Genomic DNA, 11,965 nt, shown 5'->3' on the forward strand with positions numbered 1-11,965 from the left:
GTGCCGGCGTGGCTGCTGGCCGCCGCCGCGCTGTGGGCGGCACGCGCGCCGCTCGCGCGGCACTTCGAATGGGGCCTGTATCTGGAACACGTAAGCTTCAACGTCGCGATGGCGCTGCTGTTCGGCCGCACGCTCGTGGCCGGCGACGTGCCGCTGTGCACGCGCTTCGCGGCGATGATCCACGGCACGGTCACGCCGGCCGTCGCGCGCTACACGCGGCGGATCACGCTCGCGTGGACGCTGTTCTTCGTCGCGATCGCCGCCGTGTCGACGCTGCTGTTCGCGACCGCGCCGATCGTCACGTGGTCGACCTTCGCGAACTACCTGTCGCTGCCGCTCGTCGCCGTGATGTTCGCCGCCGAGCATGCGTGCCGGCGTGTCGCGCTGCCGCACGAGCCGCGGCCGCGGATGGTCGATGCGGTGCGCGCGTATCGCGCGACGACCCACGCCTCGCAGGCCGCGCGATGAATTCATGACCGGCGCGGCCCCAAGGGCCGCGCGGGCCTTCGTTCCCGTCTTGACCGATTTATGCCGACTCACCCGCTGGTATTCCATGCCTCGCCCGACCAGACGATCGCCTGGCGCGACGGCTCGCCCGTCACCGTGCGCGCGTTCGTCGCCGACGTCGCGCGCGTGACCGCCGCGCTACCCGCCGGCAGCCACGTGTTCAACGTGTGCCGCGACCGCTATCGCTTCGCGGTCAGCCTGTGCGCGGCGCTCGTCGCCGGCAAGGTCAGCCTGCTGCCGTCGACGCACACGCCGGAAATGGTGCGCCAGCTCGCGTCGTTCGCGCCCGATGCGTTCTGCCTGCACGATGCGCCCGACTGCGCGATCGACCTGCCGCGCTTCGCGTACCCCGATGCCGCGCCGGGCGAGGCGCCGAGCGATACGCCGTTCGCCGTCCCGCGGATCGACGCGGCGCGGATCATGGCCTACGTGTTCACGTCCGGCTCGACCGGCGCGCCGGTGCCGCACCGCAAGACCTGGGGCTTCCTGGTCGGCTGCGTGCGCGCGGCGGCCGACCGCCTCGGGCTGCTCGACGGCCGCGCGGCCACGCTGATCGGCACGGTGCCCGCGCAGCACATGTACGGCTTCGAGTCGACGGTGCTGCTCGCGCTGATCGGCGGCCTCGCGTTCAGCAACCGCCAGCCGTTCTACCCGAGCGACATCCGCGACGAGCTCGACGCGATCCCGCAGCCGCGCGTGCTCGTCACGTCGCCGATCCACTTGCGTGCGCTGCTGTCGGCCGGCCATGCGCTGCCGCCTGCGGCGCTCGTGCTGTCGGCCACCGCGCCGCTGTCGGAGAAGCTCGCGTGCGAAGCCGAGGCCGCGCTCGACGCGCCGCTCGTCGAGATCTACGGCAGCACCGAGACCGGCCAGATCGCGACCCGTCGGACGTCGCAAGGCGCGGCGTGGGAACTGTTCCCGGACATCCGGCTCGACGCGCGCGCAGAACCGGATGGCGACGACAGCGGGCCGACGGTCTGGGTATCGGGCGGCCACGTCGAGACGCCGGTGCCGATGGGCGATGCGCTCGAACTGCTCGGCGACGGCCGGTTCCTGCTGCACGGCCGCAAGGCCGACCTCGTCAACATCGCCGGCAAGCGCACGTCGCTCGCTTATCTGAACCATCAGCTCAACGCGATTGCCGAAGTGGTCGACGGCGTGTTCTTCATGCCCGACGAAGCCGCGCCGACGCACGGCGACACCGCCCTCGAGCCGGTCACGCGGCTCGTCGCGCTGGTCGTCGCGCCGACGCTCTCGGCCGCCGATCTGCAGCGCGCGCTGCGCGAGCGGATCGATCCCGCGTTCATGCCGCGCCCGCTCGTGTTCGTCGATGCGCTGCCGCGCAACGAAACGGGCAAGCTGCCGCGCGACGTGCTGGCCGCACTCGTTGCGCAACATACGCGTAGCGCGGCGGCGACGGCCACGACGGCCATGCCGCCCGCGACGCCGAACGAGCGCGACCCGGCCGGCACGCCCGCGCTCGCGTTCACGATTGCCGCCGACCATCCCGCGCTGCCCGGCCACTTCCCGGGCCATCCGGTCGTGCCCGGCGTCGTGCTGCTCGATCACGCGATCCACACGATCGGCGCGGCGCTGAACCGTCCGCTGCATGCGTGGCGGCTCGGGTCCGCGAAATTCCTGAGCCCGGTCGCGCCCGGCGAACCGCTCGATCTCGCGTACGACGCGGCAGCCAGCGGCGCGATCCGCTTCACGGTGCGCGCCGGGTCGCGCGAGGTCGCGACCGGCGTGCTGTCCGCCCCACCGCCCGCCGCGCAGGATGGCGCGCAGCCATGAAGCGCACCGCATGGGCCGAACGCCAGGAACGCAGCAACGCGAGTTTGCTGCGCGTCATGACGTGGATCTCGCTGCGCTTCGGCCGGCAGCGCGCGCGCATCGTGCTGCACCTGATCGCGACGTATTTCGTGCTGTTCTCGCCGATCGCGTGTGCGGCGTCGCGCGACTACCTGCGCCGCGTGCTCGGTCGCCCCGCGCGCTGGCGCGACGTGTACCGGCACGTGTTCACGTTCGCGGCGACGATCCACGACCGCATCTACCTGATGAACGGGCGCTTCGACCTGTTCGACATCCGGCTGCACGGCGAATCGCTCGTCGACGACGCGCTCGCGGGCGGACGCGGCGCGTTCCTGATGGGCGCGCACCTCGGCAGCTTCGAGGTCGTGCGCGCGATCGGCCGCACGCATCCGGACCTGCGCGTGGTCGTCACGATGTACGAGAAGAACGCGCGCAAGATCAACGCGACGCTCGCCGCGGTGAACCCGGCCGCGCAGCCGGAGGTGATCCCGCTCGGGCAGGTCGACTCGATGCTGAAGGTGCGCGAGCGACTCGACGCGAACTGCATGGTCGGCATGCTCGCCGACCGCACGCTGCTCGACGATGCCGCCGCGTCGCTGCGGCGCGTGCCGCTGCTCGGCGCGCCGGCCGCGTTCCCGCTCGGCCCGCTTTACATGGCCGCGATGCTGAAGCGCCCGGTGATCTTCATGACGGGCCTCTATCGCGACGGCAACCGCTACGACGTGCACTTCGAGACGCTCGCCGATTTCTCCGATGTGCGGCGCGACGCGCGCGCGGCGGCGGTCGATGCGGCGCTCGCGCGCTACGTCGCGCTGCTCGACAAGTACTGCCGCGCGGCGCCGTACAACTGGTTCAACTATTTCGATTTCTGGCAAGGCGGCGATGCCGCGGCCGCAACCGCGCGCCGCGAGACGGCGCACGCCGGCGCCGACCTGCCCGCCACGAGAGATTCCGACGCATGACTGCCGTTCGCCGCCGCCTGTTCCCGTTTTCGTCGGGCCGCCTCCACCGCGCGGCCCGCGTGCTCGCCGCCACCGCCGCGATCGTGTTGGCCGTGCCCACGTACGCGGCCGATACCGGCTCGACCTGGACCCTCGACCGGCTGATGTCGACGCTCGCGCAGCACAAGTCGGGCCGCGCGACCTTCACCGAGACGAAGACCCTGTCGATTGCCACGCAGCCGGTCGAATCGTCGGGCGAACTGATGTTCGTCGCGCCCGACCATCTGGAAAAGCACACGCTGAGCCCGAAGCCCGAACATCTGGTCGTCGACGGCGACATGCTCACCGTCGAGCGCAACAACCGCAAGTACACGCTCGCGCTCGCGCGCTATCCGGAGCTCGGCGCGTTCATCGACAGCATCCGCGCGACGCTCGCCGGCAACCGCTTCGCGCTCGAACGGGTGTACAAGGTCGCCCTGTCCGGACGCGGCGACGACTGGACGCTCACGCTCACGCCGCTCGACTCGCGGATGCTGAAGGTCGTCAGCACGATCACGCTCGACGGCACGCGCGACGTGCTGCGCAGCGTCGCGATCCGGCAGGCCGACGGCGATCGTTCGGTGATGCGCCTGCAACCCGTGGCGGCGAACGCGAACTGATGGACGAGCGCACCCGATCCTCACCCGTCGCCCGCCGCGTGCCCGCGTGGCGGCAGCGCGCGGTGCTCGTGTGGCTGCTCGCGCTGGTCGCGTGCGGCATCGCGATCGGACGCGCGCACTTCACGGCCGACCTGTCCGCGTTCCTGCCGAACGCGCCGAGCGCCGGGCAGCGCGCGCTCGTCGACCAGTTGCGCGACGGCATCGTGTCGCGCCTGATCCTCGTCGCGATCGACGGCGGCGACGCGGGCACGCGCGCCGCGCTGTCGCGGCGCGTCGCCGGCACGCTGCGCACCGATCCGCAGTTCGCGGCCGTGCACAACGGCGAAGCCGCGAACGACGCGCGCGACCGGCAATTCATCTTCGCTCACCGCTATCTGCTGAGCCCGGCCGTCACGCCGCAGCGCTTCAGCGCCGACGGCCTGCACCAGGCGCTCGGCGACAGTCTCGACCTGCTGAGTTCGTCAGCCGGCCTCGTCGCGAAGGCAATGCTGCCGCGCGACCCGACCGGCGAAGTCGCCGCGCTCGTCGACGAGCTCGACCGCGCGGCCGAACCGGCGAGCCGCGACGGCGTGTGGGCGTCGCGCGACGGCACGCGCGCGGTGCTGGTCATGCAGACGGCCGCCGCCGGCTCCGATACCGACGCGCAGGCCCGCGCGATCGACGCCGTGCGCCGCGCGTTCGCGGCCGCGACGCAAGCCGTGCCGAACGCGGCCGGCACCTCGCTCGCGATGACGGGCCCCGGCGTGTTCTCGGTCGACACGCGCGACACGATCCGGCACGACGTCGAACGATTGTCGACGGCGAGCGTCGTGCTGATCGTCGCGCTGCTGCTCACGCTGTACCCTTCGCCGCGCACGCTCGCGCTCGGCCTGCTGCCGGTGCTGACGGGCGTCGCGGCCGGGATCGCGGCGGTCAGCGTCGCGTTCGGCACGGTTCACGGGCTGACGCTCGGGTTCGGCACCACGCTGATCGGCGAAGCCGTCGACTATTCGATCTACCTGTTCGTGCAATCGGCGCAGGCCGGTACGCGCGGCGCCGCGCACCCGGCCGACGCGACGCGCGCGTGGATCGCCGCGTACTGGCCGACGATCCGGCTCGGCGTGCTGACGTCGGTGTGCGGATTCGCATCGATGCTGTTCTCCGGGTTCCCCGGCCTCGTGCAGCTCGGGCTCTATTCGATCGTCGGGCTGACGGCCGCCGCGCTCGTCACGCGCTTCGTGCTGCCGCATCTGCGTGGCGAGCATGTCGCGATCCGCGACGTATCCCGCGTCGGCGCCGTGCTCGCGCGCGCGGCCGACGCCGCGCCGCGGCTGCGCTGGCCGCTCGCGGTGCTCGTGGTCGCCGCCTGCGCGACGCTCGCGCTGCATCGCGACGCCCTGTGGAGCCGCGAGCTCGCCGCGCTCAGCCCCGTGCCGGCACAGGCGCAGGCGCTCGACGCACGGCTGCGCGCCGATGTCGGTGCGCCCGACGTGCGCTACCTCGTCGTCATTGCCGCACCAACCGAACAGGCCGCACTCGAAGGCGCGGAAAAAGTCGCCGCGCAATTGCAGCCGCTCGTCGACCGGGGCGCGCTCGGCGGTTTCGAGAACCCCGCCCGCTATCTGCCGAGCGACGCCGCACAGCGCGCGCGCCAGGCGAGCCTGCCGGCTGCGGACGCACTCGCCGAACGGATGCGCGATGCCGTCGCGCATCAGCCGATCACGGTGAAGCCCGATCTGTTCGCACCGTTCCTCGCCGACGTCGACGCCGCGCGCCACGCGCCGCTGCTGACGCGTGCGGACCTGCGCGGCACGTCGATGGCGCTCGCCGTCGATGCGCTGCTGACCGAACGCGACGGCCGCTGGAGCGCGATGCTGCCGCTGCGTGCGCCGGACGCCGCGCGCGCCGGGCAGCCGGCGTCGAGCCTCGACGCCACGCCGATTCGCGCCGCCGTCGCACGCGCGGGCGTGCCCGATGCGCTGTTCGTCGACATGAAGGCCGAAGCCGATCGGTTGTACGTGAGCTACGTGCATGAGGACATCCGGCTGTCGCTCGCAGGATTCGCCGCGATCGCCGTGCTGCTGCTGATCGCGCTGCGCTCGCCGCGCCGCGCCGCGCGCGCCCTTGCGCCGCTCGTCGCCGCCGTGCTGGTCGTGACGGCCGGTTTCGCGCTCGCCGGCGTGCAACTGACGATCCTGCACCTCATCGGGATGCTGCTGATCGTCGCGGTCGGCTCGAACTATGCGTTGTTCTTCTGCCGGCGCGACGACGCGCAGCCCGTCACGCCGCATACGCTCGTGTCGCTGCTGATCGCGAACCTCGCGACGGTCGCCGGCTTCGGGCTGCTCGCGCTGTCGCGCGTGCCGCTGCTCGAAACCTTCGGGCTGACCGTGGGCCCCGGCGCGATGCTCGCGCTCGCGTTCGCGGCGATTCTCGCGCCGCGCGCCGCAGAGACGGCGGCGGCGGCGGCGGCGGCGGCCGGCAATCGTGAACGAGGAGGCCGCGCATGAACGTGCCGCCTTGCGTTCCACCGCACGACGCCGGCGACGCGCGCCGCTGGAAGCCGACGCCGCTGATCGCCGGCGCCGCCGCGCTGCATGCGGGCGCGGCCGCCGCGGTGATCGCGCAACCGGCCACGTGGCCGTGGGCCGTCGGCGGCGTGGTCGCGTCGCATCTCGCGCTGACCGCGGCCGGGTTGTGGCCGCGCAGCACGCTGCTCGGCCCGAACTGGACGCGCCTGCCGGCCGGCGCGGGCCGCCGCATCGCATTGACGATCGACGACGGTCCGGACCCGGACGTGACGCCGCGCGTGCTGGACCTGCTCGACCGTTACGACGCACGCGCGACGTTCTTCTGCATCGGCGATCTCGCGCGCCGCCACCCACTGTGGATCGAGGCGATCGTCGCGCGCGGCCATGCGGTCGAGAACCACAGCCAGCGGCACCGCCATACGTTCTCGCTGTCGGGGCCGGCCGCACTGCGGCGCGAGATCGCGGCCGCGCAGCAGACGCTGACCGACATCGCCGGCACGCGCCCGCTGTTCTTCCGCGCGCCGGCCGGCCTGCGCAATCCGTTTCTCGAACCGGTGCTGTGCGAATTCGGGCTGCAACTCGCGAGCTGGACGCGGCGCGGCTTCGACACGCGTGCGCGCGACGCCGCGACCGTCACGCGCCGCCTGCTGCATGGGCTCGATGCGCGCGACATCCTGCTCGTGCACGACGGTCACGCGGCGCGCGACACGCGCGGCGAACCGGTCGTGCTCGACGTGCTGCCCGCGGTGCTGCGTGCGGCCGCCGACGCGCAGTTGCCCTGGACCACCCTGCGCGCGGCGCTGGCACCCGAACCGCCCGGCCAGCTGGGCGTTCCGGCACCCCCGTTTGATAAAATCTGACCTCGAACGGCGCGCGTGCCAGCCCTGCTGCGGCGCCCGTTCCGGCCACCGGATGCGACCCTCGTGAACCCTCTCCTGCTCTCGCACTTCACCGCCACCAGCTGCATCGGCCGCGGCCTCGACGCGACCCTCGATGCGCTGCGCCACGCCCGCAGCGGCCTCGTGCCGTGCAACTTCGAGCGTGCGGATCTCGACACGTGGATCGGTGCGGTGAACGGCGTCGATGCGCAGCCCGTGCGCGCCGATCTCGCCGACTTCGACTGCCGCAACAACCGCCTCGCGCAACTCGGCCTGACGCAGGACGGCTTCGACGCGCGCGTCGCGGCGGCGGTCGCGCGCTACGGCGCCGCACGCGTCGGCGTGTTCGTCGGCACGAGCACGGCCGGCATCCTCGAAACCGAACGCGCGTACCAGCGCCGCGATCCGGCGAGCGGCGCGCTGCCCGCCGACTTCCGCTACGCGCACACGCACAACCCGTATTCGCCGGCCGCGTTCGTGCGCGCGTATTTCGCGCTGCGCGGGCCGGCGATGGCGATCTCGTCCGCATGCTCGTCGGGCGCGAAGGTGTTCGGCTCCGCGCGCCGCATGATCGAGGCCGGGCTGATCGACGCGGCCGTCGTCGGCGGCGTCGATTCGCTGTGCCTGACCACGCTGTACGGCTTCAATTCGCTCGAACTGCTGTCGCGCCAGCCATGCCGGCCGTTCGACGTCGCGCGCGACGGCATCTCGATCGGCGAGGCCGCCGCGTTCGCGCTCGTCGAGCGCGTCCCTGCCCCGCCCGCCACGCTCGACGCCGACGCGATCCTGCTGCTCGGCATCGGCGAATCGAGCGACGCGCATCACATGTCGTCGCCGCATCCGGAAGGGCTCGGCGCGCGCGCCGCGATCGAGCAGGCGCTCGCATCCGCCGGCCTCGACGCGCACGACATCGACTACGTGAACCTGCACGGCACCGCGACGCCGAGCAACGACGCAGCGGAAAGCCGCGCGCTCGGTGCGCTGTTCGCCCGCACGCCGTGCAGCTCGACGAAGGGCGCGACCGGCCACACGCTCGGCGCGGCCGGCGCGCTGGAGGCGATCGTCGCCGCGCTCGCGCTGCGCGAGCAGTTCGTGCCGGCCGGCGTCAACACGACGCAGCCCGACCCGGCGCTCGTCGCCGATTACGTGCTCGCGAGCCGCGACACGCGCGTGCGCGCCGTCCTCTCCAATTCGTTCGGCTTCGGCGGCACGAATTGCAGCCTGATCCTCGGCCGCGCCCAGCGCGTGGCCGGCCGCGCCCGTCGTTGAGGCCCGCCATGACACTCACCGCCTTCATCGAAAGCATTGGCCTCGTCGGGCCGGGATTGACCGACTGGCCGCATGCGGCCGACGTGCTCGCGGGCCGCACGCCCTACGTGCCCGCCCGCACCGAGCTGCCGCCGCCGGCCGGGCTGCCGTCTGCAGAACGGCGCCGCACGGGCCCGGTCGTGCGCGCGGCGCTCGCGGTCGGCCACGAAGCGGTGGCCGCGAGCGGCCGAGACGCCGCGACGCTCGCGACCGTGTTCAGCGCATCCGGCGGCGACGGCCAGAACTGCCACGCGATCTGCGAAACGCTGGCCGGCGACGATCGCCAGCTGTCGCCGACCCGCTTCCACAACTCGGTGCACAACGCGCCGGCCGGCTACTGGAGCATCGCGACCCGCGCGACGGCGACGTCGAACGTACTGTGCGCGCACGACGGCAGCTTTGCCGCCGGCCTGCTCGAAAGTCTCTGCCAGGTCGTCGTCGATCGCGTGCCGAGCCTGCTGATCGCGTACGACACCGACTATCCGGAACCGCTGCGCGCGGTGCGGCCGATCGGCGATGCGTTCGGCGTCGCGCTCGTGTTCGCGCCGGAAGCGAGCGCGCGCACGCTCGCCCGCATCGACGTGCAACTCACCGATGCGCCCGCCACGACGCTCGTGCATGCCGAACTCGACGCACTGCGCGCCGGCAACCCGGCCGCCCGCGTGCTGCCGCTGCTCGAAGCGCTCGCCGCACGGCAATCGACGCGCGTCGTGCTCGACTACCTGGCCGATACGCGCGTGCAGGTCGACGTCGCGATGTCCGAACCCTTCGCGGAGCGCGCGCGATGACCGCCACGGTCGTATTGACCCCACCGCTCGACCATGCGTGGATTGCCGCGCACATTCCGCACGCCGGCACGATGTGCGTGCTCGATTCGGTCGATGCGTGGGATACCGAACGAATCCGCTGCACCGCGACGAGCCATCGCGATCCAGACAACCCGCTGCGCGCGCATGGGCGGCTCGCGTCGGTCTGCGGCATCGAGTACGCGGCGCAGGCGATGGCCGTGCACGGCGCGCTGCTCGGCGCGCACGAAGCCCGCCCGCGCGTCGGCTATCTCGCGAGCGTGCGCAACGTCGACGCGTTCGTCGACCGGCTCGACACGTTCGAGCAGCCGCTCACCATCGACGCGCAACGCGTGAGCGGCGACGGCCGCTCGGTGCTGTACGAATTCACGCTGCGCTGCGGCGAGCGCGTGCTGCTGTCCGGCCGCGCGGCGGTGATGCTCGACGCATCGGCCGCCGGCGCGTTTCAACCGGCGCCTGCCGGCAACACGAATCCTCGATGAAGAGGCTCACCTCAAGGAACCCGGTCGTGAAAGTTCGTCAGTTCATTGGCGCCACGCTCGTTCTGTCGCTGCTCGGCCCGCTCGCCCACGCGGACATGTCGGAAGTGAAGCAGGACATCAAGCGCGATTCGAAGGAAGCCGCGCACAAGACCGGCGACGCGGCGCGCAGCTTCGGCCACGCGACCGCGAGCGCCGCGAAAGCGGTCGGGCACGGCGTCGCCCATGCGTCGCGCGAAGGCTGGGAAGCCACCAAGCGCACGACGAAGCGGATCTTCCACAAGAACGACTCCGGCGAGTCGGCTGGAAAGGGCGAAAAGAACGACTGATCACGCGTCCCGCGCGCATGGCCGACGGCATGCGCGCGGGGCGTGACCGCTCATCGACCGGTCATCGAGCGTTCACCGATCGCGACGCGTCGGCACCGCGCTCAGCGTGCACCACGCATGCGGCGCAGCGACCTCGCCGGCTTGCGCGCGAAGCACTTGCCGTACGCGGCGAGCCAGCAATCGCGATGATCGAAGTTCCTCAGCAGCCGCGCGCGGCGCCGCTCGAGCCAGTAGAGCGAGATCGCCATCGTCAGCGCGACGGCCAGTGCCGAGCCGCCGATCACGAGTCCCAGCCAGGTGTCGCCCATGCGTTCTCCGGAATGCGAGGCCGAAGCGGCGCGTCTGCCGCCGCTCCGGCGCGGGATAGTGGGGAACGCGGCCCGCCGGGCGCGCACGCCCTGCGGGCCGCCGCGCGTCAGTGCATGTGCTGACCGCCGTTGATCGCGATGTTGGAGCCCGTCACGAAGCCGGCCTCCTCCGAGCACAGGTAAGCGACCAGCGCCGCGACCTCCTCGGGCTTGCCGAGCCGGCCCGCCGGAATCTGCGGGAGGATCTTCGTGTCGAGGATGTCCTGCGGAATCGCGGTGACCATCTTCGTCGCGAGATAGCCCGGCGACACCGTGTTCACCGTCACGCCCTTGCGCGCGACCTCGAGCGCAAGCGATTTCGTGAACCCGTGCATGCCGGCTTTCGCGGCCGCGTAGTTGGTCTGGCCGACCGACCCTTTCGAGCCGTTCACCGACGAGATGTTGACGATGCGGCCCCAGCCGCGCTCGACCATGCCGTCGCAGACCGGTTTCGTCATGTTGAACACGGAATCGAGGTTGGTGCGGATCACCGCATCCCAGTTGACCTTGTCGAGCTTGCGCAGCGTCATGTCGCGCGTGATGCCCGCATTGTTCACGAGAATGTCGACCGGGCCGACGTCGCGCACGATCTTCTCGATGCATTGCTGGCACGAGTCGTGATCGGCCACGTCCACCGGATACGCATGGAATTCGCGGCCGGCCGCATGCATCTCGGTCAGCCAGCGGTCCGCGCCGGCATTGTTCGGCGAATACGTGACGACTACCCGGTGACCCGCGTCGTTCAACCGGATGCTGACCGCTTCGCCGAGGCCGCCCATCCCACCTGTCACAACTGCGATTCGCTTAGTCATACTATGAATTACCGACAAAAAAGTAATCGATGAAAGGCGGGGCGACGGCATCGCACCTGCTGCCGCCCCACCGCTTCGATGCGCAGCCGCCCGCGTCGCGGACGCGGCACGCACCGGCACCTCGCGCGTGTTATTGACTGCCTGTCTTGCGCGAAAACCGCCTGGCTCGCCCGCGGCGCTGGCCCACGCCGCGAGCGAACCGTGTCGTCAGCCGCCGCTCAGACGCGCTCGACCGCAAGCGCGACGCCCATCCCGCCGCCGATGCACAGCGACGCCAGCCCGCGCTTCGCGTCGCGCTTGGCCATCTCGTGCAGCAGCGTCACCAGAATCCGGCAGCCCGACGCGCCGATCGGATGGCCGATCGCGATCGCCCCGCCGTTCACGTTCACCTTCGACGTGTCCCAGCCCATCTGCTTGTGCACCGCCAGCGCCTGCGCCGCGAACGCTTCGTTGATCTCCATCAGGTCCAGGTCGCCCGGCGTCCAGCCCGCGCGCTCCAGCGCCCGGCGCGACGCCGGCACCGGGCCCATGCCCATCACGCTCGGGTCCACGCCCGCGTTCGCGTACGCCTTGATTC

12 protein-coding genes and 1 pseudogene are annotated in these 11,965 nt (G+C 71.8%); 10 read left to right on the forward strand and 3 right to left on the reverse strand.

Annotated features, from left to right (window positions below; genetic code table 11):
- The 10 genes from JMF86_RS13730 to JMF86_RS13775 all read left to right on the forward strand — a co-directional run.
- A partial coding sequence (locus JMF86_RS13730) for a hypothetical protein (RefSeq protein WP_201317009.1) occupies positions 1-468 on the forward strand: 468 nt, incomplete at its 5' end.
- A gap of 60 nt (positions 469-528) precedes the next feature.
- Positions 529-2,301, forward strand: coding sequence for an acyl-CoA synthetase family protein (locus tag JMF86_RS13735; RefSeq protein WP_011546212.1), 1,773 nt, complete (start codon positions 529-531; stop codon positions 2,299-2,301).
- Positions 2,298-3,281, forward strand: a complete 984-nt coding sequence (locus JMF86_RS13740) for an acyl-CoA synthetase (RefSeq protein ID WP_011546213.1) — start codon at positions 2,298-2,300, stop codon at positions 3,279-3,281. The genes JMF86_RS13735 and JMF86_RS13740 overlap by 4 nt, the downstream gene beginning before the upstream one ends.
- Positions 3,278-3,919 carry an outer membrane lipoprotein carrier protein LolA gene (locus JMF86_RS13745; protein WP_011546214.1) on the forward strand — a complete coding sequence of 214 codons (642 nt, stop codon included), beginning with the start codon at positions 3,278-3,280 and terminating at the stop codon, positions 3,917-3,919. The genes JMF86_RS13740 and JMF86_RS13745 overlap by 4 nt, the downstream gene beginning before the upstream one ends.
- Complete coding sequence (locus JMF86_RS13750; protein ID WP_054928046.1) at positions 3,919-6,408, forward strand: MMPL family transporter; 2,490 nt, start codon at positions 3,919-3,921, stop codon at positions 6,406-6,408. Before JMF86_RS13745 ends, JMF86_RS13750 begins: the two co-directional genes overlap by 1 nt.
- Complete coding sequence (locus JMF86_RS13755) at positions 6,405-7,289, forward strand: polysaccharide deacetylase family protein (protein ID WP_011546216.1); 885 nt, start codon at positions 6,405-6,407, stop codon at positions 7,287-7,289. The genes JMF86_RS13750 and JMF86_RS13755 overlap by 4 nt, the downstream gene beginning before the upstream one ends.
- A 63-nt stretch (positions 7,290-7,352) precedes the next feature.
- Positions 7,353-8,576, forward strand: coding sequence for a beta-ketoacyl-[acyl-carrier-protein] synthase family protein (locus JMF86_RS13760; RefSeq protein ID WP_041489248.1), 1,224 nt, complete (start codon positions 7,353-7,355; stop codon positions 8,574-8,576).
- Positions 8,577-8,584: 8 nt separating this feature from the next.
- Positions 8,585-9,403 carry a beta-ketoacyl synthase chain length factor gene (locus tag JMF86_RS13765; protein WP_011546218.1) on the forward strand — a complete coding sequence of 273 codons (819 nt, stop codon included), beginning with the start codon at positions 8,585-8,587 and terminating at the stop codon, positions 9,401-9,403.
- Entirely contained in the window at positions 9,400-9,903 is a 504-nt protein-coding gene (locus tag JMF86_RS13770; RefSeq protein ID WP_011546219.1) for a hotdog family protein, read from the forward strand. Before JMF86_RS13765 ends, JMF86_RS13770 begins: the two co-directional genes overlap by 4 nt.
- On the forward strand, positions 9,900-10,229 hold the full coding sequence (locus tag JMF86_RS13775) for a hypothetical protein (RefSeq protein ID WP_011546220.1): 330 nt from the start codon (positions 9,900-9,902) through the stop codon (positions 10,227-10,229). Before JMF86_RS13770 ends, JMF86_RS13775 begins: the two co-directional genes overlap by 4 nt.
- Positions 10,230-10,330: 101 nt before the next feature.
- On the opposite strand, the gene JMF86_RS13780 is transcribed toward JMF86_RS13775, so the two are convergent.
- The 3 genes and pseudogenes from JMF86_RS13780 to JMF86_RS13790 all read right to left on the reverse strand — a co-directional run.
- Positions 10,331-10,537, reverse strand: coding sequence for a hypothetical protein (locus JMF86_RS13780; protein WP_011546221.1), 207 nt, complete (start codon positions 10,535-10,537; stop codon positions 10,331-10,333).
- 107 nt (positions 10,538-10,644) lie between these two features.
- On the reverse strand, positions 10,645-11,388 hold the full coding sequence (phbB, locus tag JMF86_RS13785; RefSeq protein ID WP_027809372.1) for an acetoacetyl-CoA reductase: 744 nt from the start codon (positions 11,386-11,388) through the stop codon (positions 10,645-10,647).
- A gap of 218 nt (positions 11,389-11,606) precedes the next feature.
- A pseudogene (locus JMF86_RS13790) lies at positions 11,607-11,965 on the reverse strand (acetyl-CoA C-acetyltransferase); the annotation flags it as partial.

It is taken from the genome of Burkholderia sp. E168m15 (assembly GCF_016586105.1).
Taxonomy (GTDB): Bacteria; Pseudomonadota; Gammaproteobacteria; order Burkholderiales; family Burkholderiaceae; genus Burkholderia; species Burkholderia orbicola.

Excerpts from the sequence above, each read along its gene's own strand:
- JMF86_RS13765 (WP_011546218.1), top strand. The coding sequence starts at position 8,585 with ATGACACTCACCGCCTTCATCGAAAGCATTGGCCTCGTCGGGCCGGGA.
- phbB (WP_027809372.1), bottom strand. The coding sequence starts at position 11,388 with ATGACTAAGCGAATCGCAGTTGTGACAGGTGGGATGGGCGGCCTCGGC.
- JMF86_RS13740 (WP_011546213.1), top strand. The coding sequence starts at position 2,298 with ATGAAGCGCACCGCATGGGCCGAACGCCAGGAACGCAGCAACGCGAGT.
- JMF86_RS13770 (WP_011546219.1), top strand. The coding sequence starts at position 9,400 with ATGACCGCCACGGTCGTATTGACCCCACCGCTCGACCATGCGTGGATT.
- JMF86_RS13735 (WP_011546212.1), top strand. The coding sequence starts at position 529 with ATGCCGACTCACCCGCTGGTATTCCATGCCTCGCCCGACCAGACGATC.
- JMF86_RS13775 (WP_011546220.1), top strand. The coding sequence starts at position 9,900 with ATGAAGAGGCTCACCTCAAGGAACCCGGTCGTGAAAGTTCGTCAGTTC.
- JMF86_RS13755 (WP_011546216.1), top strand. The coding sequence starts at position 6,405 with ATGAACGTGCCGCCTTGCGTTCCACCGCACGACGCCGGCGACGCGCGC.
- JMF86_RS13745 (WP_011546214.1), top strand. The coding sequence starts at position 3,278 with ATGACTGCCGTTCGCCGCCGCCTGTTCCCGTTTTCGTCGGGCCGCCTC.
- JMF86_RS13780 (WP_011546221.1), bottom strand. The coding sequence starts at position 10,537 with ATGGGCGACACCTGGCTGGGACTCGTGATCGGCGGCTCGGCACTGGCC.
- JMF86_RS13750 (WP_054928046.1), top strand. The coding sequence starts at position 3,919 with ATGGACGAGCGCACCCGATCCTCACCCGTCGCCCGCCGCGTGCCCGCG.